Here is a 21,502-nt window from a genome sequence, read left to right as displayed (position 1 = left end):
TGGGGTGGGCAGAGGGGGGAGGGAGGGAGGGGAAAAAGAAAGAAAAAAAAAAAAAAAAAAAAAAAAAAAAAAAAAACCCCCCCCCCCCCCCCCCCCCCCCCAACCCCCCCCCCCCCGGGGCCGTTCGGCCGCCAAAGTCAGGGCGAAGGTCCCGCCAGGGCGGGCCTAGAAGACCGACTCGGCCTCGTACATGCGGTTCTCGGGGACCGTCTTCAGCTCGGTGACGGCGTGCGCGAGGGGGGCCATCACGATGTCGGTGCCGCGCAGGGCGGTCATGTTGCCGAATTCGCCGCGGTGGACGGCCTCGACGGCGTGCCAGCCGAAGCGGGTCGCGAGGACGCGGTCGTAGGCGGTGGGGGTGCCGCCGCGCTGGACGTGGCCGAGGATGACGGGGCGGGCCTCCTTGCCGAGGCGGTGCTCCAGCTCCACGGCGAGGCGGTTGCCGATTCCGGCGAAGCGCTCGTGACCGTACTGGTCGATCGCGCCCTTCTCGTACGGCATGGAGCCCTCGGCCGGGTGCGCGCCCTCGGCGACGCAGATGACGGCGAACTTCTTGCCGCGCGCGAATCGCTCCTCCACCATCTTCACCAGGGCGTCCACCTCGAAGGGGCGTTCCGGCAGGCAGATCCCGTGGGCGCCGCCGGCCATGCCGGACTCCAGGGCGATCCAGCCCGCGTGACGGCCCATGACCTCGACGACCATCACGCGCTGGTGCGACTCGGCGGTGGTCTTGAGGCGGTCGATGGCTTCGGTGGCGACCATGACGGCGGTGTCGAAGCCGAAGGTGCGGTCGGTGGAGGAGATGTCGTTGTCGATGGTCTTCGGCACGCCCACGACCGGCATCCCGGCGTCCGACAGCATCCGGGCGGCGGTCAGGGTGCCTTCGCCGCCGATCGGGATGAGTGCGTCGATGCCGTAGCGAGTCGCCAGTTCCTGCGCGTTCTCGGCGGCTTCGTGGAGGCGGGCGCGCTCCATGCGCGCCGAGCCGAGGATCGTGCCGCCACGGGCGAGAATGCCGCTGACGGCATTGATGTCGAGGGGGCGGAAGTGGCCGTCGAGCAGACCCTTGAAGCCGTCTTCAAAACCGATGACCTCGTCCCCGTGCCCCACCAGGGCCCGGTGTACGACCGACCGGATGACAGCGTTGAGGCCTGGGCAGTCGCCTCCTGCGGTGAGAACTCCGATGCGCATCGTGCTGTGTCTCCTGCCGTACATATGAAGGGCGTAATGGTGAAGCCTGTCCGATTGTTCCACGGGCCCGGGGGGCCGCACGTTTTCGGCTGCTCCGCCCTCAGGGCCTTTCGGCCCTCCCGGCCAGGCCTTTTCCCGGGCGGCGCTCTAACCATTGACAGAGGTATTGTCAAGGGGTCAAGCCAGACCAAACAGACATTCACAGCATGGGACGGAGAGCGGGCGTGACGCGCAGCGTGTACGTGACCGGTATCGAGCGGGGGGACGGCCGGCAGGTCGTCGAACTGGGAATCATGGAGCTCCTGACGCGCCAGACGGGCCGGGTCGGCGTCTACCGTCCCTTGCTCCACGACGCGCCCGACCGGCTCTTCGACCTCCTCAAGGCCCGCTACCGGATCGACCAGGACGCCGCGACGGCCTACGGGATGTCGTACCAGGAGGCCTCGGCGATCCTGGCCGAGAAGGGCACCGACGAACTCGTCTCCCGGCTCGTCGACGGCTATCACCGGGTGGCCCGCGACTACGAGGTCATGCTGGTCCTCGGCACCGACTACGCGCACACCAACCTCCCCGACGAGCTGGCGCTCAACGCCCGCCTCGCCAACGAGCTGGGCGCGGTCGTCGTCCCCGTCGTGGGCGCCACCAAGCAGCCGGCCGAGGCCGTGCGCGCCGAGACCAGCAACGCCTACCGGGCCTACGAGAGCCTGGGCTGCCACGTCGTCGCGATGGTCGTGAACCGGGTGGCCGCGGAGGACCGGGAGCACATAGCCGAGCGGCTGGCCGCCCGGCTGCCCGTGCCCTGCTACGTGCTGCCGGACGACAAGTCGCTGTCCGCCCCGACCGTCGCCGAGATCACCCGGGCGCTCGGCGGCGAGGTGCTCCTCGGCGACGAGGCCGGGCTGGCCCGGGACGCCCTGGACTTCGTCTTCGGCGGCGCCATGCTGCCGAACTTCCTGAACGCCCTGACCCCCGGCTGCCTGGTCGTCACCCCCGGGGACCGCTCCGACCTGGTCGTCGGCGCGCTGGCCGCGCACGCCTCGGGCACCCCGCCGATCGCCGGTGTGCTGCTCACCCTGAACGAGCGCCCGACCAAGGACGTCCTGACGCTGGCCTCGAAGCTGGCGCCGGGCACACCCGTGGTGTCGGTCGCCGGGAACAGCTTCCCGACCGCCGCCGAACTCTTCGCGCTGCAGAGCCGGTTGAACTCCGCGACCCCGCGCAAGCTGGAGACCGCGCTCGGCCTGTTCGAGCGGCACGTGGACACCGGCGAGCTGCGCGACCTGCTGTCGGTGGCCCGCTCGGAGCGCGTCACCCCGATGATGTTCGAGCACGAGCTGCTGGAGCGGGCCCGAGCCGAACGCCGCCGGGTCGTCCTGCCCGAGGGCACCGAGGAGCGCGTGCTGCGCGCCGCGGACGTGGTGCTGCGGCGTGGGGTCTGCGACCTGACGCTGCTGGGCGAGGAGCAGGCGATCCTGAAGAAGGCCGGCGACCTCGGCATCGACATCTCGGGCGCGCAGCTCATCGACCCGGCGACCTCCTCCCTGCGGGAAGGTTTCGCCGAGTACTACGCCCAGGTCCGATCCCACAAGGGCATGACCGTGGAGCTGGCCAACGACGTGGTCACCGACGCCAATTACTTCGGCACGCTGATGGTCCAGCAGGGCCTGGCCGACGGCATGGTCTCCGGCTCGGTGCACTCCACCGCGGCGACCATCCGCCCCGCCTTCGAGATCATCAAGACCAAGCCGGAGGCGTCCATCGTCTCCTCGGTCTTCTTCATGTGCCTCGCCGACCAGGTCCTCGTCTACGGCGACTGCGCGGTCAACCCGGACCCGGGCGCCGAGCAGCTCGCCGACATCGCCGTCCAGTCGGCGGCGACCGCGGCCGCCTTCGGCGTCGAGCCGCGGATCGCGATGCTCTCGTACTCGACCGGCACCTCTGGCAGCGGCGCGGACGTGGACAAGGTCCGCAAGGCCACCGAGATCGTCCGCGAGCAGCGCCCGGACCTGGCGGTCGAGGGTCCGATCCAGTACGACGCGGCCGTGGAGCCCTCGGTCGCCGCGACCAAGCTGCCCGGGTCCGAGGTGGCGGGGCGCGCGACGGTGCTGATCTTCCCCGACCTCAACACCGGCAACAACACGTACAAGGCCGTGCAGCGTTCGGCGGGCGCGGTCGCGGTCGGCCCGGTGCTCCAGGGTCTGCGCAAGCCGGTCAACGACCTCTCGCGCGGTGCGCTCGTCCAGGACATCGTCACCACCGTGGCCATCACCGCGATCCAGGCGCAGGGCGCGCCGGCGCCCACCGCCTGACCTCCCCCCCTCCCCCGTCTGCGAAAGGGAAAGACCCCACCGTGACCGCATCGCGCGTACTCGTCCTCAACTCCGGCTCCTCGTCGGTCAAATACCAGCTCCTCGACATGGCGGACCACTCCCGCCTCGCCGTCGGCCTGGTGGAACGCATCGGCGAGGAGACCGGCCGGCTGGTGCACGAGCCGCTGACCGGGCCGGGCGCCGCGGGCGGCAAGCGGGAGACGCGCGGCCCGATCGCGGACCACGAGGCCGCGCTCCAGGCCGTGGCGGCGGAGCTCGCGGCCGACGGGATGGGCCTGGACTCCCCCGAACTGGCCGCGGTGGGGCACCGGGTGGTGCACGGCGGGACGCGGTTCACCCAGCCGACGGTGATCGACGACGAGGTGCTGGCGGAGATCCGGAACCTGATCCCCCTGGCTCCGCTGCACAACCCGGCGAACGTGACGGGCATCGAGGTGGCGCGCTCGCTGCGCGCGGACATCCCGCAGGTCGCCGTCTTCGACACCGCCTTCCACTCGACGATGCCGGAGTACGTGGCGCGGTACGCGATCGACGTCGCGACCGCCGACAAGTACGCCATCCGGCGGTACGGCTTCCACGGCACCTCCCACGCCTACGTCTCCCGGGCGACGGCCGCGCTGCTCGGCAGGCCGGTCCAGGACGTGAACGTGATCGTGCTGCACCTGGGCAACGGCGCCTCCGCCTCGGCCGTCCGGGGCGGCGTGTGCGTGGAGACGTCGATGGGCCTGACCCCGCTGGAGGGGCTGGTCATGGGGACCCGTTCGGGCGATCTCGATCCGGCGGTCGTCTTCCACCTGGCGCGGGTGGGCGGCCTCTCAGTGGATGAGATCGATTCGCTCCTGAACAAGAAGAGCGGTCTGCTGGGCATGTGCGGCGACAACGACATGCGCGAGGTGATGCGGCGGGCGGGCGAGGGCGACGAGGCGGCGAGCCTCGCCTTCGCGGCGTACGTCCACCGGCTGAAGAAGTACATCGGGGCGTACTCGGCGGTGCTCGGGCGGGTGGACGCGGTGGCGTTCACGGCCGGGGTCGGCGAGAACGCCCACCAGGTCCGCGAAGCGGCACTGGCCGGACTGGCCGAGCTGGGCCTGGCGCTGGATCTGGAGGCCAATGCGGTGCGCTCCGCCGAGCCGCGGCTGGTCTCGGCGAAGGATGCCCGGGTGGCGGTGGCGGTGGTCCCGACCGATGAGGAGCTGGAGATCGCCACCCAGACGTACGCGCTGGTTACCGGCTAGTCACTTGGACTTTCCACCAGACGGAATATTCCGCTACGAAACAAACCGGATAGGATCCGCTCCATGCGCCGTTCCAAAATCGTCTGCACGCTGGGCCCCGCCGTCGACTCGTATGAGCAGCTGAAAGCGCTCATCGAGGCAGGTATGAACGTGGCCCGATTCAACTTCAGCCACGGATCCCAGGCAGAACACCAGGAGCGGTACGACCGCGTCCGGAAGGTCTCCGAGGACACCGGGCGCGCCGTCGGCGTCCTCGCCGACCTCCAGGGCCCGAAGATCCGTCTGGAGACCTTCGCCGAGGGTCCCGTCGAGCTGGTGCGCGGTGACGAGTTCACCATCACCACCGAGGACGTCCCGGGTGACAAGTCCATCTGCGGAACCACCTACAAGGGCCTGCCGGGCGATGTCGCCAAGGGTGACCAGGTCCTGATCAACGACGGCAACGTCGAGCTCCGGGTGACCGAGGTCGAGGGCCCCCGGGTCAAGACCATCGTCATCGAGGGCGGTGTCATCTCGGACCACAAGGGCATCAACCTGCCGGGTGCCGCCGTGAACGTCCCCGCCCTGTCGGAGAAGGACGTCGACGACCTCCGCTTCGCCCTGCGGATGGGCTGCGACATGGTCGCCCTGTCCTTCGTCCGCGACGCCAACGACGTCAAGGACGTCCACAAGGTCATGGACGAGGAGGGCCGCCGGGTCCCCGTCATCGCCAAGGTGGAGAAGCCGCAGGCCGTCGAGAACATGGAGGCCGTGGTCGCCGCCTTCGACGCGGTCATGGTGGCCCGTGGTGACCTGGCCGTCGAGTACCCGCTCGAGAAGGTCCCGATGGTCCAGAAGCGGCTCATCGAGATGTGCCGCCGCAACGCCAAGCCGGTGATCGTCGCGACCCAGATGATGGAGTCGATGATCACCAACTCCCGCCCGACGCGCGCGGAGGCCTCCGACGTCGCCAACGCGATCCTCGACGGCGCGGACGCGGTCATGCTGTCGGCCGAGTCCTCGGTCGGCGCGTACCCGATCGAGACCGTGAAGACGATGTCGAAGATCGTCACGGCGGCCGAGGAGGAGCTCCTGTCCAAGGGCCTCCAGCCGCTGGTCCCGGGCAAGAAGCCCCGTACCCAGGGCGGCTCCGTCGCCCGCGCGGCCTGCGAGATCGCGGACTTCCTCGACGGCAAGGCGCTCATCGCCTTCACCCAGTCCGGTGACACGGCCCGCCGCCTGTCGCGCTACCGCGCCACGCAGCAGATCCTGGCCTTCACCACGGACGTCAACACCCGCAACCAGCTCACGCTGAGCTGGGGCGTCGAGTCCTACGTGGTCCCCCACGTGGACAACACCGACGCGATGGTCGACCTGGTGGACGGCGAGCTGCTCAAGCTGGGCCGCTACGACCAGGGCGACACCATGGTCATCACGGCCGGTTCGCCCCCCGGCGTCCCGGGCACCACCAACATGGTCCGGGTCCACCACCTGGGCGGCGACGCCCCCCAGGCCTGACCGACACTCTGCCGCACAGAGACCGAGGGCGGCACCCCGCAGTGATGCGGGGTGCCGCCCTCGGTGTTTCGCGGGTGCGGTGCGCCGTACGGGACTACTCCGGCGGGCCGATGTAGTTCTTCAGGCCCGGGACCGTCAGGGTGCCGCCGAACTGGCCGGCCTGGACGACCTTGACGTCCGTGAAGAACGCGAACGGCACGTTCAGCGGCGGCGGGCTGTTCGGGGTGAACTCGATCGGGATCAGACCGAAGAGGTTGCCCTTGAGGCTCTCGGTGTACATCGTCACCGTGCCGCCGCGGATCTTGGACGTGGAGCCCGGACGGGACTTCAGGTGGGCGACCTGCCCCTGCTTGCCGACCGTCTGGTAGAGGTCCTTGATGTCCAGCGAGTCCGCGGTGAACTTCAGGACCTTCTTGATCTTGCCGCTGCCCGTCTTCACCTCGACGATGCCGTGGTAGTCCAGGCCGTAGAGGGTCAGCCTGGAGCTGTCGAGGTACCAGGGCTCGTCCGGGAGCAGCGGGACGCCCTGCTCCAGTTCGGCGTCGGCGAGCGCCTGGGCGTCGTAGGTCGGACAGGGGAAGGGTTCCTTCCCGTCCGGGTCCTTCTTCGCCTCGTCCTCGTCCTCGTCCGCCTTGCCCGTCTCGTCCTTCGGGGTCTTCTCGGTGTCCTTGACCTCGTCGGTCAGGTCCGAGACGTCGACACCCGCCTTCTTCGCCGCGTCACGGATCGCGTCCGCGGTCGGGTCGGGGGTCGGCGTGGCGGTCTTGGAGGGAGTGGGCGTCGGTGTGGGCGTGGGCGTCGCGGTGGGCTTCGCGTCCTTGATGGGCCGGCCGAGATCGTCGACCAGGTCCTTGAGCGCGTCACCGAGGCCCAGCGGGTCCAGCGGGTTGGTGGTCTTGGTCGGCGACGGCGTGGCGGCCGGGGCCGTCTGGTTCGCCGTCGCGGGCTTGGTCGCCGACGGGGAAGCGCTCGGCTGCGGCTTCGCGGACGCGGACGGCGAGGGTGTCGCGCTGGGCGACGCACTCGGCGAGGCCGTCGTCGAAGGCGTCGGGGACGGCGACTTCGACTCGGTCTCCGCGGGTTCGTCGGACCGCGTCACACACGGCCCGGGCGCGAAGGGTATCTCCGTCTCGTCGGCCACCGCCAGCTTCGGCGCGATGCCCATCCCGACGAACACCGCGGTCGGCATCGCCGCCAGCGCCATCGTCTTGCCGACGGGTATCTGGAACTTGGTCAGCAGCGACTTCCTGGGCGCCGCGTGCCGCGGCCCCTTGATCTCACGGGACTCTGCGCCTGGGGCCACGCCCCGCTGCGTCTCGTCACCCCGCACTGTTCCTCCCGCCATCGGCGTGGGCAGTCGTCTCGCTCGTGTGTGCAGGCGTTTCCGTCTCGCGCTGTCCCGGGATGCCCTGGGGGCCCGCCATCCCCGCCATCGCCTCGGTCTTGCCCAGGCTGACCGCGGCCTGCTGCTGGCCCGTCGGCTCCTCCTCCGCCGGCGGCGCCGGGACCCACGACAGTGCGAGGGCACCGCCGATCAGGGCGGGCACGAAGCCGAGGCCGAAGCCACCGAGGTTGGACACCGGCAGGGACACCAGGGCCAGCAGGATCGAGGCGACTCCGGCGAAGACGCGGATGCTCTGCTGGAACCAGAGGGCCAGGCCCAGCGTGATCAGCAGGACCCCGATGATCAGGGCTCCGGCGCCGCCGGTGGTGGCCATGGCAAGACTGAGGTTGCCCAGGCGGAGGTCCGCGTACGGGAAGTACGCGATCGGGAAGCCGCTGACGAACGTGAACAGCCCGGCCCAGAAGGGGCGGCGTCCGCGCCAGGCATGGAAGTGGTAGTACACCACGGTGAGCCAGGCGTCGTCTTCTGCGCGAACGTAAACCGGGGCCTGGGGGTTCATGGACAACAGCTCCCTGGAAACGGTGGTACTTGAGAACTCTGTGGAGCCCGGACGGGCGGGCGGCGACGACTGTCGGCGTCGCCCGCCCGGCCGGTCACGCATCAGGACGGACGGATCAGTCCTTGATGTCCTGGTAGCACGGCTGGTCGCCGCCGAGCAGGCGCAGCTTCAGGTCGGGAAGCTTGAACGTGCCCGCCGTGGTCGCCCACGCCTTCTGGCGCACGTTCGTCAGGATCGCCTTGTCGGCGCGCTGCGAGAACGCGTACGGGCTGGCGACCGTGCCGGCCTGCGGCTTGGTCTTGTGGCTCGGGTCGCCGACCGCGACACCGATGTCCAGGTTCTTGAACTCGGCGTCGGTGTCGAGCTCCGCAACATCCAGGTAGATGTTGTCGGCGACGGCCGGCTTGCCCTTGTGACCGGTGCGCAGCTGCAGCGTGATGTTGCCGAGCGGCGTCGGGGTCACCAGGGACTGGCACATGTTGGTGATTTCCGCGTGGCTGAACCCGGAGATGGTGACCGGGTGCTTCTGCGGGTTGCCCTTGAGGTCGTGACCCTCGGCGATACCGCCGTACTGAATGAGGTTGTCACCGTCGAGCTTGTCGGCCGAGACCTTGAAGTCCTGGCCGGAGACGCTGAAGGACGCCGCGAGGGCACCCTGCGCCAGACCCACACCGACCGCGGCCGTGGCCGCGATGCTCGGGACCATGACGAGCGCGAAGCGCTTCCATCTGGTCCCACCACGAACCTGAGAACTCATTTCGTTCCTCCTTCTCGGACGTACATCTCCGGTCCGGGCCGTACCCGTCCTGGGATGGGAGAAGTGCTACGTCCTCGGGAAGGAGCGCAGGCGGCCGAGCCGCGGCTGTGCCACGTCCGATACACCGGCGATCACCCCCGAGCGACAACCACTGGGCCACGCGTTCGCGCAACCTGAAGGACAGGCCCTGCCGGTGTGGCAGAGACCCCCCTGTCCCACGGCCGGTGGCACTGCCACAGGCCGGCTCGGTGGGGACCCTCCACCGCGGCTCCGAGTGAGCGGCTCTGCGGGAAGGACCGAGCGTGGCCGATCGTGGTCCATTCCCGGCCAGGGCACAAGGGGGTTCGTTACTGGCGGGTAACGGCCAGATAACCGGGGAACGACCCACTGCCGTCGGGCAGCAACACAGGGTGTCACCAAGGGCCACGACAGACCGGTGGAAGAGTGAACACACCGGACAGTTCACGGGGTTCGATTTACTGCGAGTAACAGCGGCCGCGATTGCCAAGTTTTGGCAAAGTGCGGCCGCTGTTTATCTCTGTGTCAACACATCGACGGCCTCCCGGAACCTTCCCCGGGCCGATTCCAGAGGGTCTAGAAGAGCACCCGCGCCAGCGCCGTACGCGCCGCGGACACCCTCGGGTCGTCCGCGCCGATCACCTCGAACATCTCCAGCAGCCGCAGCCGTACTGCGTCCCGGTCGTCACCGAACGTCACGCGCACGGTGTCCACCAGACGCCCGAAGGCGTCCTCCACGTGACCGCCGACCAGATCGAGGTCGGCCGCGGCGATCTGAGCCGCCGGGTCGCGCGGGTTCTCGGCGGCCGCGGCACGCACCGCCTGCGGGTTCATGTGCTGGACGCGGGCGAGGAGCTCGGCCTGGGCCAGGCCCAGCGCGGCCTCGCTGTTGCCCGGGTCGTCCGCCAGTACGTTCTTGTACGCCTGCACGGCGCCGCCCAGGTCACCGGCGTCCAGCGCGACGACGGCCGCCTCCAGCAGCGCGTCGTACGGGCCGGCCGGGATCTCGGCCTCGGCCTCGGCGGAAGCCGGAGCGGCTCCCTCGGCGTTCGGGTCCACCTCGATGCCGATGATCCCGAAGCGCTCCTCGGCGACCTGGACCAGCTGGGCGAGGGTCTCGCGGATCTGCTGCTCGGGGGCCACGCCCTGGAACAGCGGCAGCACCTGGCCGGCGACCACGGCGAAGACGGCCGGGATGCCCTGGATGCCGAACTGCTGCATCAGCATCTGGTTGGCGTCGACGTCGATCTTGGCCAGCACGAGGCGGCCGTTCGCCTCGACGGTCAGGCGCTCCAGCAGCGGGCCCAGCTGCTTGCACGGCTGGCACCACTCGGCCCAGAAGTCCAGGACGACCGGGACCTCGGCGGAGAGCTGGAGCACATCGCGTTCAAAGCCGGCCTCGTCTACGTCGATGACGAGGGCGGAAGGCGGCACGGCGCCGGCGGACGGACCCGCCCCGCCACCCTGGCCGGCCTGGCGTGTCGCTTCGGCGCGGGCCTGCTCGGCCTTGGCCTTGGCCTCGCCGGCCGCCTTCACGGCGGCGAGGTCGACGACGCCGCTCATGGACATGTTTCTGGGCTGCATGCGTACATCCTCCCCCGTGTGCGCGCGCCGACGAAAAAGATCGCGTGAATTGGCCGTACTGTCGCGTTGGCCTGATCGCGATGTTGGACTGCGGCGCCGGGTCCCCACCTGACGCCTGTAGCTCTTCGCGTGGTTGTCGCTCTTACGCTACGACCCGTAGCGTAACTCTCCACGGCCTTCCGCGCTCCCCTCCTCGTCCATACGCGCCGCGTGATCTGAACCACAGCCGCTCGCCGGGCTACCGGCGGGTATGGTCTCGGCCATGCACAACCCCAGCCCCGGCCGCACCGGTCGCCCCCGCAGCGCCGCCGCGGACGCCGCCATCCTCGCCGCGACCCGGGACGCGCTGGTCGAGCTGGGCTGGTCGAAGCTGACGATGGGTGATGTCTCGGCCCGCGCGGGTGTCGCCAAAACCACCCTGTACCGGCGCTGGGCGGGCAAGAACGAGCTGGTCGTGGACGCGGTGGCGGAGCTCTTCGACGCGCTCGAACTGCCGGACCGGGGCTCGCTCGAAGCCGATGTCGAGTACGTGGTCCTGCAGTTCGCGGAACTGCTGCGGCGCCCGGAGGCCCGTACCGCCCTGATGGCGGTCGTCGCCGAGTCCACCCGGGACGAGGCCCTGCGTGACCGGATCCGGTCGGCGATCGTGGACCGGCAGAAACGTCTCGTCGTACTGGGCCGCGCGCGGGCCCAGGCCCGCGGCGAACTCCCGTACGAGGCGGACGAGTCCCTCGCGGGCCGCACCACGGACCTGATCTTCGACGTGATCGCGGGCACGGTGGTGCACCGCGCCCTGGTGAGCTCCGAGCCGGTGGACGAGCTCTGGGTGGCCACCTTCACCGCCCTGCTGATGCACGGACTGCGCGGCCCGGCCCCGGCCTGAGCCCCCCTCGTGAAGCCCGAGAAGCGGAAGGCCGGTCACGGCGCCGCCTCGGGGCGCCGTGACCGGCCGTTGAGTCCGTGGTCGAACAGGGACTAGAAGCCCGGGGGCTCCGTGTACGTGCCCCACTCGTCGCGCAGGACGTTGCAGATCTCGCCCAGCGTGGCCTCGGCCCGCACCGCGTCCAGCATGGCCGGGATCATGTTCGATCCGTCCCGGGCGGCGTCGAGCATGGCCTGCAGGGACTCCGTCACCTTGGCGTCGTCGCGGCGGCCCTTGCGCTCGGCCAGCTCCCGCACCTGGACGGTCTCCACCTCGTGGCTGACCCGGAGGATCTCCAGGTCACCGGTGACCGAGCCGTGGTGGACGTTGACGCCGACGACCCGCTTGTCGCCCTTCTCCAGCGACCGCTGGTACTGGAAGGCCGACTCGGCGATCTCGCCGGTGAACCAGCCGTCCTCGATGCCGCGCAGGATGCCCGAGGTGATCGGCCCGATGGGGTGCTGCCCGTCCGGGTGGGCGCGCAGCCCGCGCTCCTTGATCTGGTCGAAGATCTTCTCGGCGTCGGCCTCGATGCGGTCGGTGAGCTGCTCGACGAACCAGGAACCGCCCAGCGGGTCCGCCACATTGGCGACGCCGGTCTCCTCCATCAGCACCTGCTGGGTGCGCAGGGCGATCTCGGCCGCCTGCTCGCTCGGCAGCGCGAGGGTCTCGTCGAGGGCGTTGGTGTGAAGGGAGTTCGTGCCGCCGAGGACGGCCGCGAGCGCCTCCACGGCGGTCCGTACGACGTTGTTGTACGGCTGCTGCGCGGTCAGGGAGACCCCGGCGGTCTGGGTGTGGAAGCGCAGCCACATGGACTTGTCGCTCTTCGCCCCGTAGACCTCCTTCATCCAGCGCGCCCAGATCCGGCGGGCGGCGCGGAACTTGGCGATCTCCTCGAAGAAGTCGAGGTGCGCGTCGAAGAAGAAGGAGAGCCCGGGTGCGAAGTCGTCCACGTCCATGCCGCGCGAGAGCCCGAGCTCCACGTAGCCGAAGCCGTCGGCCAGGGTGTAGGCGAGCTCCTGCGCGGCCGTCGCCCCGGCCTCGCGGATGTGGTAACCGGAGACGGACAGCGGCTTGTAGGCCGGGATGCCCTTCGTGCAGTACTCCATGAGGTCGCCGATGAGGCGAAGGTGCGGCTCGGGCTCGAAGAGCCACTCCTTCTGGGCGATGTACTCCTTGAAGATGTCGGTCTGGAGCGTGCCGTTGAGCACGGCCGGGTCCACGCCCTGCCGCTCGGCGGCGACCAGGTACATGCAGAAGGCGGGGACCGCGGGGCCCGAGATCGTCATGGAGGTCGTGACGTCGCCGAGCGGGATGTCCTTGAACAGGACCTCCATGTCGGCGGCGGAGTCTATGGCGACCCCGCAGTGGCCGACCTCGCCCAGGGAGCGGGGGTCGTCCGAGTCGCGCCCCATGAGGGTCGGCATGTCGAAGGCGACGGAGAGCCCGCCGCCGCCGGCCGCCAGGATCATCTTGTAGCGCTCGTTGGTCTGCTCGGCGTTCCCGAACCCGGCGAACTGCCGGATGGTCCAGGTCCGCCCGCGGTACCCGGTGGCGTGCAGCCCGCGGGTGTACGGGTACTCGCCGGGCCACCCGATGCGCTCGAATCCCTCGTACGTGTCGCCGGGCCGGGGTCCGTAGATGGGATCGACGTCATCCCCGGAGAGCGTGGTGAAGTCTGCCTCGCGCTTGCGGGACTTGTCATAACGGGCCTGCCAGCGACGGCGGCCCTCCTCGATGGCGTCAGCGTCCATACCGATGAATTTACTAGGACGTCCTAGTAAATGTCGATGGGCAACCCCCGGGGAGTCGCCCCGGGGGTGGGTGACGCGCGCCTCGTTCTAGACGTCGGCGGTGGCGAAAGAGCGCCTGACCAGCGGTTCGACCTCGGCGCGGACCTTGCGCTCGACGAAGAAAGCGGCCAGCGGGATCGTGCCCGACACGAGGACCCAGAGGAGCTTGCCGAAGGACCACTTGGCCTTGGAGCCCAGGTCGAAGGCGAAGACCAGGTAGATCATGAAGAGGACGCCGTGGGCCTGCGAGACCGCGAAGGTCAGGTCGGCGCCGGTGTCGAAGCCGTACTTCGCCACCATGCAGGCACAGAGGATCAGGAGCATGACCGCGGTCACGTAGGCCATGACGCGGTAGCGGGTCAGCACGCTTGGTTTCATGCGGACGAGCCTAACCGTCCGTTTTGCGAGATCTTGACGCGGCCCCGGGCTGGACGCGGACCGCGGCGACGCCTACGACTCCTCGAAATCGGCGGCGGCCACGCGCAGCGGGCGCAGCAGCGCGAAGATCTCCGCGCACTCCTCCGCGTCGTACGCGCCGAGGCCGAAGTCGATCTCCATCAGGTCCTTCGTGGCGGCCTCGACGACCTCGCGGCCCTTGTCCGTGATGGAGGCGAGGGTGCCGCGGCCGTCGTTCGGGTTGGGCCGCTTGTCGACCAGCCCGGACCTCACCAGCCGGTCCACGGTGTTGGTCACCGAGGTCGGGTGGACCATCAGCCGCTCGCCGATCTTCGACATCGGCAGTTCGCCGGCCTTGGAGAAGGTGAGCAGCACCAGCGCCTCGTACCGCGCGAAGGTCAGTCCGTACGGCTTGACCACCGCGTCGACCTCGCCGAGCAGGATCTGGTGCGCGCGCATGATCGAGGTGATCGCGGCCATCGAGGGCACCGGTCCCCAGCGCTGCTGCCAGAGCTCGTCGGCGCGGGCGATGGGGTCGAAGGGAAGACTGAGCGGCTTGGACACGCACCCGACCCTACCGGGAGGTCACTTCACGGCGAGGCCCGTCTCATTCCTCAGTCCTCCCTCCTCTCGGGCGGCTGCGCGGAGTTCGGCCAGGAGCAGCAGGACGACGGCCGTGCCGAGGAACCCCGAGCCGGTGACGACCGCGTGCACCGGGAGGAACTCGGCGGCGAGGCCGGCCAGGGCCATGCCGACGCCCTGGAGGGTCATCAGACCGGTGCTGAGCAGGGTCATCGCACTGCCGCGCAGCTCTTCGGGGACGGCGTCGACGTACCACTGGTCCAGCCCGAGGGTGTAGGCGTGGGCCAGGCCGGCGAGCAGGAGCGCGGCGAGGACGAGCGGCGCGCCCGGGCGGACGGCGTAGAGCAGGAGCGGCAGCAGACCGGTGGCGGCGAGCGGGGCCACGATCCGCGATCGCGTTCGGGCTGTGAGTGCGGAGCCGGCCCAGAGTTCACCCGCGATGGTGCCGACGGGCATCGCGCACATCAGCAGTCCGAGGGTGACGGTGCCGGCGCCGAGGCCGGCGGTGTACGGGGCGAGCAGCGCCTCGGGTACGACGAGGAACACGGGCGGCAGCCAGAACAGGAGGATGAGTGCGCGCAGCCGGCGCCGGCCGAGGACGGCGCGCGCTCCGGCGAGCGGCGAGGTACGGACGCTCGTACGGGCGGGGCGGCGGCGCGTGCCCAGGCGGAGCAGGAGCGCGGAGCCGAGGAATCCGGCGGCGGTGAGCGCGATGGCCCCGCGCGGCGCGAGGACGGTGAGCAGCAGCCCGCCGAGGCCGAATCCGACGAGCTGGGCGCTCTGGGCCACCATGCGCAGCAGCGAGCGGCCCAGGACGAAGGCGTCGCCGGTGCCGACGATGTCGGCGAGGGAGGCGTTGCGCGTGCCCTGGAAGAGCGGTGCCACGAAGGCCAGCGCGCAGCGCAGGACGAGGAGCAGGGCCACGGACATGCCCGGCAGGACCATGGCGGCCGCGCAGGCCGCGCAGATGAGGTCGCAGGTGACGAGCACCCGCCGGGCGGGGTGCCGGTCGGCGATCCCGGCGAGCAGGGTGCCGCCGAGGGCGTACGGGAGGAAGCCGAGGGCGAAGGTGAGCGCGCTCATCAGCGGCGAGCCGGTGGCGCGGTAGACGAGGACGGTGAGGGAGATCTCGGCGACGACGAGGCCGAGTACGGACATCAGGTGCGCGGCGAAGACGGGCCGGAACTCCCGGATCCCGAACACCGAGCGATAGCCGCCGGGGGCGGGGGTGACGGTTGCCATGCCGGGAGCTTCGCGGGCCTAGGCTGGCGGGCGTAGAGATTCGGCCTGCGCCGAATGTTCCGGCGAGCGAGGCGGCGCGGCATGGGGTTGCACCATCGTTTCGGGCACGGGGATCTGCTGCGGTGCCGGTTCGCGCTGTCGCCCGCGTGGGAGACGCAGGAGGCGATCCGCACCCTGAGCCGCCCGGACCGGCAGGGCTATCACCTGCCCTGGCTGCAGCGGATCCGCGCTGCCGCCGCCGGGCTGGACCTGCGGCCGCTGTGGCTGCTGATGCCGCGGCGGGGGCACAGTACGGACTTCATCAGCCCGCCGCCGAGCGGACCCGGTGTCTCCTTCGAGGAAGAGCTCGCACTGATCCGCGCGTCGGATCCGGCCGTGGCGCGCGAGGACATGCGCAGGTCACTGGCCTGTACGCCGGGCGCGCTCGACAGCGACCTGGGCCGGGCCCTGCTCGCCGATCCGGCGCGGGCGGTGCGCGAGCTGGCCGATCTGATGGAGCAGGCCTGGAGCGTACTGATCGAGCCGCACTGGCCTCGGCTGCGGACCCTGCTGGAGGCGGACGTCCTCTTCCACTCGCGCCGCCTCGCCGACGGCGGGCTGGAGTCGCTCTTCGACGGTCTGCACCCGGACCTCTCCTGGGACTCCGCCTCCCTCACCCTGACGATCGAACGGCCCAGTCACCACGAACGCGTCCTGAGCGGCCAGGGCTTGCTCCTCATGCCGAGCGCCTTCATCTGGCCGCAGCTCGCGGGAGGATTCGACCCGCCCTGGCAGCCGACCGTCGTCTACCCGGCCCGCGGCATCGGCGCGCTGTGGACCCCGGCCCGGGAGGACACCCCGGCCGCGCTGGCCCGTCTGATGGGCCGGGGCCGGGCCGATGTGCTGTGCGCGCTGGAGGAACCGGCCACCACCACGGCGCTGGCCCACCGGCTGGGGCTGGCCCCCTCCACGGTCTCGGCCCATCTGGGGGTCCTGCACGCGGCGGGCCTGCTGATCTCCGCCCGCCACGGCCACCAGGTCCGCTACGAGCGCACGCCTCTGGCCATCGCCCTCACGACAGGTGAGCCTCAGGTGTCGTAAGGGGCCGCCACCTGACCGTTATGTCACGATATCCCGGTTGGCTGCCCGACCCTTCGTCATGAGTCCCGAGTCCCGAGTCCCGAGTCCCGAGGAAGCCGGATGCCCCCCGCCGTTCCACGACGCCGCCTCCAGGCCTGCCTCGGCCTCCTCCTGCTCCTGGCGGCCGCCCCCGCGTGCACGGACGCGTCCGCGCCGGAGCCGGGAACCCCCGCCGCCTCGCCCCGGCCCCCCTCCCCCGTCGCCGCCGGCCCTGCCGAGTCCCCGTACTGGGTGGACCCGCAGAGCGACGCCGCCCGCCAGGTCACCGCCTGGGAGGCCGCGGGCCGCAACAGCGACGCCCAGGTGCTGCGCAGGATCGCCGACCGGCCGATGATGTTGTGGGGCCCGGGCGGCGACCCCGGCCCCGAGATCCGCCGGGCCCGCGCGGGCGCCCGGGCCACCGGGCGGACCCTGCTGCTCGCCGCGTACAACATCCCGTACCGCGACTGCGGTCAGCACTCGGCCGGCGGCGCCCGGGACGCCCGGGCCTACCGCAGCTGGATCGGCGCCTTCGCCGACAACATCGAGAACACCAAGGCCGTCGTCATCCTGGAGCCGGACGCGATCCCGCACATCATCGACGGCTGCACCCGGGCCGAACACCACGCCGAGCGCTACCAGCTGCTCTCCGAGGCCGTCGACCGGCTCAAGAAGAACAAGAACACGAAGGTCTATCTGGACGCGGGCAATCCGGCCTGGATCCCCAACCCGATGGACCTGGTGGTGCCCCTCTACAAGGCGGGCCTGGAGCGCGCGGACGGCTTCGCCCTCAACGTCTCCAACTTCCAGCCCGACGCGGCCGCCCGGGCGTACGGCGCCAAGATCTCCAAGGGGACCAAGAACAAGCACTTCGTCATCGACACCAGCCGCAACGGCGAGGGTCCGCTGCCCGGCGACCGGGCACAGGCCTGGTGCAATCCCCCGGGGCGCGCCCTCGGGACGCCGCCGACCGACCGGACGGGCGACCCGCTCGTCGACGCGTACCTGTGGATCAAGCGGCCCGGCGAGTCCGACGGGACCTGCCGCGGCGGGCCCGCGGCCGGCACCTGGTGGCCGGACTACGCCCTGGGCCTGGCCCGCCGCGCCAGGGAGTGACTCCGCGCCGGGACCGACACGGCCGGCCGCCTACGGCGTCAACCACCCGTCCGATTCGGGCACCGCCTGCGGGGCGGGCGGCTCCGGTGCGCGCACCCGGAGCCACTTGGCCACCGAGGGCGTCCCGTCCGCGTCCGTCACGAACAGCATGTACCAGCCCGGCGGCACCAGCGTCGGGTCCCGGGGCACCTCGACCGTCACCGAGTCGGCCGCCTTGGTCAGCCCCAGCTCGATCGAGCGCTGTTCCACGTCCGTGGTGTGCGTGACCGCGCTGGGCCGCATCAGCCGGGCCCGCTCGATCCGCTCGGGGTGCGCCGCCGCGAAGGTGGCCCGCCCGCTGCGGTCGGGCTCCTGCGGACCCGCGCCCAGTACGGGCCGCCGTGCGGGGTCCCGGTACAGGTACGGCGGCGTGTACACCTCCAGCCGGTGTTCGAACTTGCCGAGCCGGGTGTTGTCCTTGTCGGCGAAGAGCGGGTCCGAGCCGAAGGTCGCCACCCGCCCGTCGGGCAGCAGCAGCGCCTCGGAGTGGTAGTTGCGGCCCACCGTCGGATCGGCGGCGGCCACGAAGGCGTCGGTGCGCGGGTAGTAGAACTGCGCCTTGTGGATGTCGCTGGCGCCCCGGCCCCGGTAGTCCCCTGAGCCTCCGGTGGTGAAGACGGAGTCGTCCGGCAGCAGCACGCTGCTCAGGTACCGGGTTCCCCGCGGCAGCCGCGCCGCGGACCGGAAGACCGGCTTCTCCTCCTTCAGGTCCACGATCGCGGTCCGGCTCGACGACAGCCTGGACTCGCCGACCCCGCCCCCGCCGAGGACCATCACCTTCTGGTCCTGGGCCGGCGCCAGCAGCACCGAGGAGGAGGTCTCCAGCCGGTCCGCCTCCGCCAGCCCGCCCACCTTCGTGAACCCGTTGGTCCTCAGGTCCCACAGGCCCGGCTCGCGCCCCTTGTTCTTCGGCCCGTAGCCCGCGTTCGATCCGGTGTAGAGGAGCCTGCCGCCCTGCGTGAGGAAGAGCGCCGGATAGGTCGGGAAGTAGTGGAAGGGAGCCTTCGACCACCTCTTCGTCCGCGGGTCGTAGAACTCGTTGTCGCCGGGTACGACGTCCCCCACGTCGTTGAGCCCGGAGACCGCGAGCGCCCGGCCGTCCTCCAGGGTCACCAGCGTCGGGTACCAGCGGGCGTCCCGCATCGGGTCGACGGGCACGTACCTCTCGGCCTTCGGGTCGAACTCGTACGCCGACTTGATGCCCTGGAAGTCCTGCTTGTCGGCGCTCAGGCGCTCCGCGAGCCCGTAGACGTTGGCGGCGTCCTTGCCCTTCAGCCCGAGGACCTCGTACTGCGCGGCCTCCGTCGTCAGCCCTTCGGCGCCGGTCTTCACGGCCTCCACGAAGACCCGCGCCTCGGCGGCCACCACCGTGGTCTTCCACGGCAGCACCTGCCCGTCGCGCCCGTAGGTGATCTCGAACTTCTTCCTGGCCTTCGGCACGGTCACGTCGAACTTGGCCTCGTACTCCACCCCGGACGGGGACCGGAAGCGGGTGCCCTTGCGCAGCTTGACGGCCTTGTCGGGGTTCTCGTTCTTGACCCGCATCCGGCCGCCCGCGCGGGTGACCTTCCCGCGGAGCACCTCGTACCGGGCGGTCCCGCCGGCCACCAGCAGCCGTCCGTCGGGCAACTGGCTGTGCCCGGAGCAGAAGAAGTCCTCCGGCGTCGGGATCTTCTTGAAGCTGTCGTCCTTCGGGTCCCACAGGATGGTGTCGAAGCTGCCCTTGTCGAAGTTCTTCTGGTTGTTGCCGCTGCCCGCGATCAGCAGCACCTTGCCCGTGTGCAGCAGGGCCGCGTGCATGGCGTTGACCCGGTACTCCTCGGGGAGTGCGACCAGCCCCCACGACCCGTACTGGATCCGGTAGCTGGGCTGCCCGATCTTGTACGCGTGGTACTTGTCCTCGGCGAAGGAGATCGCGGCGGGCGCGTTGAGCGCGGCGAGCACCACCAGGGCGCCGATGCCCAGGGCGGTCTTCCTGGACTTCTTCGAGGGCCGGCGGACCATGCTCAGTTCCCCACTGCCCTCGGCCGGACCCGCGTCACGACCCACACGGTGAGCGGCGCGAGCGCGATGGCCAGCGCGAGCACCGCCCAGACCCGCATGGCCACGTGCGTGTGGTCGTAGCGGACGGACGCCAGCAGCGAGGCGATCAGGACGGCCGCCCAGAAGAGGTGGATGCGGAAGGTCATCAGCCGGTCGGGGCTGGCGTCCCCGCCCTTGGGCGTGACGACGAAGCGGCCCTCGGTGCGCAGCACCGCCGAGCCGAGCGACCTGAGGTAGATCGGCGCGCAGACCGCGGACATGGCCATGCCGGCCACTCCGCCGGAGCCGGCCGGTTCGTGGGGCGAGACGTTGTGGCGGCGGTTCCACAGGTAGAGGCCCACCTGGAGGGCGGCCGCGTCGGTGTAGAGCATCAGCCAGACCTTGGCGGAGACCTGGGTGCCGGAGGCGCCGAACCACAGGAAGAGCGCGCAACTGAGGATGCCGAGCAGCCAGTTCACGGCGGTCATCGGGTAGTAGACCAGCATCAGCGTGTAGTTGAGCCAGCGCCCCGGGGGCATCCGGAAGAAGCTCTTCCAATACTGCTTGAACAAGGTCTCGTACGTCCCGCGCGACCAGCGCAGCTGCTGGGTGAAGAGGTCGGTCCAGGAGGCGGGGCCCTCGCCGACGGCGAGCACGTCGGGGGTGTAGACGGAACGCCAGAACCGCCCGGTGGCGGGGTTGCGCCGGCGGTGGAGCTCGAAGCCGGTGGCCATGTCCTCGGTGATGGAGTCGTAGAGCCCGCCGACCTGCCGGAGGGCGCTGATGCGCACGGCGTTGTTGGTGCCGACGAACATGGGGGCGCCGTAGCGGTTGCCCGCGCGCTGGATCAGGGCGTGGAAGAGGTACTGCTGGGACTCGGCGGCCTTGGTGACGGGCTCGGCGTAGTTGCCGTAGACCTGCGGGCCGACGACGAAGGCGACGTCGGGGTCGCGGAAGAAGCCGAGCATCCGCTCCAGGTAGTTCGCCATCGGTACGTGGTCGGTGTCGACGGCGGCGAAGAACTCGTAGTCGTCGCCGTGCCGGGCCAGCCAGGAGTTGTAGTTGCCGTGCTTGGTGCGGGCCCGGTGGGCGCCCCTGCGCGTGTTCCAGCCGGGTACCCCCTTGCGGGTGAAGTGCCGTACGCCGAGCTGCGCGCACAGCACCTTGGCCTCGGGATCGTCGCCCTCGTCCAGCAGCCACACGTCCAGCGGCCCGTCGTGGCGGATGCGCGTCGCGCCGTGGAGGGTGGCCCGCACCATGGCGAGCGGCTCCTTGCCGGGGACGTAGCTCGTCAGGAACGCGACGCGGGTGCCCGGTTCGGCCGGTACGGGGACCGGGTCGCGGGCGACCATCGTGGCGTGGGCGATCGACACCACGTTGACCAGCGTGAACAGCATGATCAGCGCGAGGGAGCCGAGCATCACCGCGTCGCACACGACCAGCCAGCGGTCGGCGCCCTCCCGGACGGTCCAGTGCGCGGGCCACACGAGGTAGAGCAGCAGCCCGGCGGCGGCGCACGGGGCGAGCGTCATGAGGGCGATCGCCCGTATTCGGGTACGGAGCTGCTCGCGGGAGAGCAGGGAGCGGTAGGCGACCTGGTAGACGCCCGCGGGACCGGGGACCGGATCCGCGAAGGGACCCGCGAGACGGCTGTGGGACTCGTAGTCGAAGCCTTCCGGCCGCACGATCCCTCCCAGCACTCGATCCCGAGGTTGATATCCCTACGAAAGGGGACAACCCCGGGCGGGGCGAACTGGACTCGGCCGAGCGGGCGAT

General features: G+C 70.6%; 17 protein-coding genes. 6 read left to right on the top strand and 11 right to left on the bottom strand.

From position 1 onward, the window contains the following. Positions 1-165 precede the first annotated feature (165 nt). Entirely contained in the window at positions 166-1,191 is a 1,026-nt protein-coding gene (locus ACZ45T_RS16540) for an ATP-dependent 6-phosphofructokinase (RefSeq protein ID WP_468441738.1), read from the bottom strand. A 224-nt stretch (positions 1,192-1,415) separates the two neighbouring features. Here ACZ45T_RS16540 and pta point away from each other — a divergent pair, with 224 nt between their 5' ends. From pta to pyk, 3 genes are all read left to right on the top strand, one after another. Next, the gene (pta, locus tag ACZ45T_RS16535; protein ID WP_468441736.1) at positions 1,416-3,500 is read left to right on the top strand and encodes a phosphate acetyltransferase; all 2,085 of its coding nucleotides are present in this window, start codon (positions 1,416-1,418) and stop codon (positions 3,498-3,500) included. Between the two features lie 41 nt (positions 3,501-3,541). Next, entirely contained in the window at positions 3,542-4,756 is a 1,215-nt protein-coding gene (locus ACZ45T_RS16530; protein ID WP_468441734.1) for an acetate kinase, read from the top strand. A 63-nt stretch (positions 4,757-4,819) separates the two neighbouring features. Continuing rightward, complete coding sequence (gene pyk, locus ACZ45T_RS16525) at positions 4,820-6,253, top strand: pyruvate kinase (protein ID WP_468441732.1); 1,434 nt, start codon at positions 4,820-4,822, stop codon at positions 6,251-6,253. Positions 6,254-6,347: 94 nt separating this feature from the next. Here pyk and ACZ45T_RS16520 read toward each other — a convergent pair whose 3' ends face one another. From ACZ45T_RS16520 to ACZ45T_RS16505, 4 genes are all read right to left on the bottom strand, one after another. After that, positions 6,348-7,583, bottom strand: a complete 1,236-nt coding sequence (locus ACZ45T_RS16520) for a hypothetical protein (protein ID WP_468441730.1) — start codon at positions 7,581-7,583, stop codon at positions 6,348-6,350. Further along, complete coding sequence (locus ACZ45T_RS16515; RefSeq protein WP_468441728.1) at positions 7,573-8,157, bottom strand: DUF6114 domain-containing protein; 585 nt, start codon at positions 8,155-8,157, stop codon at positions 7,573-7,575. Before ACZ45T_RS16515 ends, ACZ45T_RS16520 begins: the two co-directional genes overlap by 11 nt. Positions 8,158-8,272: 115 nt before the next feature. Further along, positions 8,273-8,914 carry a DUF6230 family protein gene (locus ACZ45T_RS16510; RefSeq protein WP_360888579.1) on the bottom strand — a complete coding sequence of 214 codons (642 nt, stop codon included), beginning with the start codon at positions 8,912-8,914 and terminating at the stop codon, positions 8,273-8,275. A gap of 594 nt (positions 8,915-9,508) precedes the next feature. Then, a complete protein-coding gene (locus ACZ45T_RS16505; RefSeq protein WP_468441725.1) occupies positions 9,509-10,516 on the bottom strand; it encodes a tetratricopeptide repeat protein in 1,008 nt (335 codons plus the stop codon). A gap of 262 nt (positions 10,517-10,778) precedes the next feature. Between ACZ45T_RS16505 and ACZ45T_RS16500 the strand changes: the two genes are divergently transcribed. Next, entirely contained in the window at positions 10,779-11,399 is a 621-nt protein-coding gene (locus ACZ45T_RS16500; protein WP_468441723.1) for a TetR/AcrR family transcriptional regulator, read from the top strand. 92 nt (positions 11,400-11,491) lie between these two features. Here the strand turns inward: ACZ45T_RS16500 and ACZ45T_RS16495 are convergent, their stop codons facing one another. The 4 genes from ACZ45T_RS16495 to ACZ45T_RS16480 all read right to left on the bottom strand — a co-directional run bounded on the left by ACZ45T_RS16495 (position 11,492) and on the right by ACZ45T_RS16480 (position 15,451). Continuing rightward, positions 11,492-13,192, bottom strand: coding sequence for an acyl-CoA mutase large subunit family protein (locus tag ACZ45T_RS16495; protein ID WP_468441721.1), 1,701 nt, complete (start codon positions 13,190-13,192; stop codon positions 11,492-11,494). An 87-nt stretch (positions 13,193-13,279) separates the two neighbouring features. Next, the gene (locus ACZ45T_RS16490) at positions 13,280-13,609 is read right to left on the bottom strand and encodes a DUF3817 domain-containing protein (protein ID WP_468441720.1); all 330 of its coding nucleotides are present in this window, start codon (positions 13,607-13,609) and stop codon (positions 13,280-13,282) included. A gap of 72 nt (positions 13,610-13,681) precedes the next feature. Next, the gene (locus ACZ45T_RS16485; RefSeq protein WP_468441718.1) at positions 13,682-14,191 is read right to left on the bottom strand and encodes a MarR family winged helix-turn-helix transcriptional regulator; all 510 of its coding nucleotides are present in this window, start codon (positions 14,189-14,191) and stop codon (positions 13,682-13,684) included. A 21-nt stretch (positions 14,192-14,212) separates the two neighbouring features. Further along, entirely contained in the window at positions 14,213-15,451 is a 1,239-nt protein-coding gene (locus tag ACZ45T_RS16480) for an MFS transporter (RefSeq protein WP_468441716.1), read from the bottom strand. Positions 15,452-15,532: 81 nt separating this feature from the next. Between ACZ45T_RS16480 and ACZ45T_RS16475 the strand changes: the two genes are divergently transcribed. After that, a complete protein-coding gene (locus tag ACZ45T_RS16475; RefSeq protein WP_468441714.1) occupies positions 15,533-16,531 on the top strand; it encodes an ArsR/SmtB family transcription factor in 999 nt (332 codons plus the stop codon). Between the two features lie 99 nt (positions 16,532-16,630). Continuing rightward, positions 16,631-17,665 (top strand): glycoside hydrolase family 6 protein, encoded by a 1,035-nt coding sequence (locus ACZ45T_RS16470; protein ID WP_468441712.1) that lies wholly within the window; start codon positions 16,631-16,633, stop codon positions 17,663-17,665. Between the two features lie 30 nt (positions 17,666-17,695). Here the strand turns inward: ACZ45T_RS16470 and glxA are convergent, their stop codons facing one another. Together glxA and ACZ45T_RS16460 are read right to left on the bottom strand one after the other, a co-directional pair. After that, positions 17,696-19,708 carry a radical copper oxidase GlxA gene (gene glxA / locus ACZ45T_RS16465; RefSeq protein WP_468441710.1) on the bottom strand — a complete coding sequence of 671 codons (2,013 nt, stop codon included), beginning with the start codon at positions 19,706-19,708 and terminating at the stop codon, positions 17,696-17,698. Positions 19,709-19,710: 2 nt separating this feature from the next. Further along, entirely contained in the window at positions 19,711-21,411 is a 1,701-nt protein-coding gene (locus tag ACZ45T_RS16460; RefSeq protein ID WP_468441708.1) for a glycosyltransferase family 2 protein, read from the bottom strand. Positions 21,412-21,502 lie beyond the last annotated feature (91 nt).

This window comes from Streptomyces sp. NPDC030995 (genome assembly GCF_055571215.1).
Note: the sequence above shows the minus strand (reverse complement) of the source record. Positions and strands in the feature narration are given on the sequence as shown.

Bases quoted from the DNA above. Each gene is read 5' to 3' on its own strand.
- ACZ45T_RS16540 (WP_468441738.1), bottom strand. From the start codon at position 1,191: ATGCGCATCGGAGTTCTCACCGCAGGAGGCGACTGCCCAGGCCTCAAC.
- pyk (WP_468441732.1), top strand. From the start codon at position 4,820: ATGCGCCGTTCCAAAATCGTCTGCACGCTGGGCCCCGCCGTCGACTCG.
- ACZ45T_RS16515 (WP_468441728.1), bottom strand. From the start codon at position 8,157: ATGAACCCCCAGGCCCCGGTTTACGTTCGCGCAGAAGACGACGCCTGG.
- ACZ45T_RS16510 (WP_360888579.1), bottom strand. From the start codon at position 8,914: ATGAGTTCTCAGGTTCGTGGTGGGACCAGATGGAAGCGCTTCGCGCTC.
- ACZ45T_RS16505 (WP_468441725.1), bottom strand. From the start codon at position 10,516: ATGCAGCCCAGAAACATGTCCATGAGCGGCGTCGTCGACCTCGCCGCC.
- ACZ45T_RS16500 (WP_468441723.1), top strand. From the start codon at position 10,779: ATGCACAACCCCAGCCCCGGCCGCACCGGTCGCCCCCGCAGCGCCGCC.
- ACZ45T_RS16495 (WP_468441721.1), bottom strand. From the start codon at position 13,192: ATGGACGCTGACGCCATCGAGGAGGGCCGCCGTCGCTGGCAGGCCCGT.
- ACZ45T_RS16490 (WP_468441720.1), bottom strand. From the start codon at position 13,609: ATGAAACCAAGCGTGCTGACCCGCTACCGCGTCATGGCCTACGTGACC.
- ACZ45T_RS16480 (WP_468441716.1), bottom strand. From the start codon at position 15,451: ATGGCAACCGTCACCCCCGCCCCCGGCGGCTATCGCTCGGTGTTCGGG.
- ACZ45T_RS16475 (WP_468441714.1), top strand. From the start codon at position 15,533: ATGGGGTTGCACCATCGTTTCGGGCACGGGGATCTGCTGCGGTGCCGG.
- ACZ45T_RS16470 (WP_468441712.1), top strand. From the start codon at position 16,631: ATGCCCCCCGCCGTTCCACGACGCCGCCTCCAGGCCTGCCTCGGCCTC.
- glxA (WP_468441710.1), bottom strand. From the start codon at position 19,708: ATGGTCCGCCGGCCCTCGAAGAAGTCCAGGAAGACCGCCCTGGGCATC.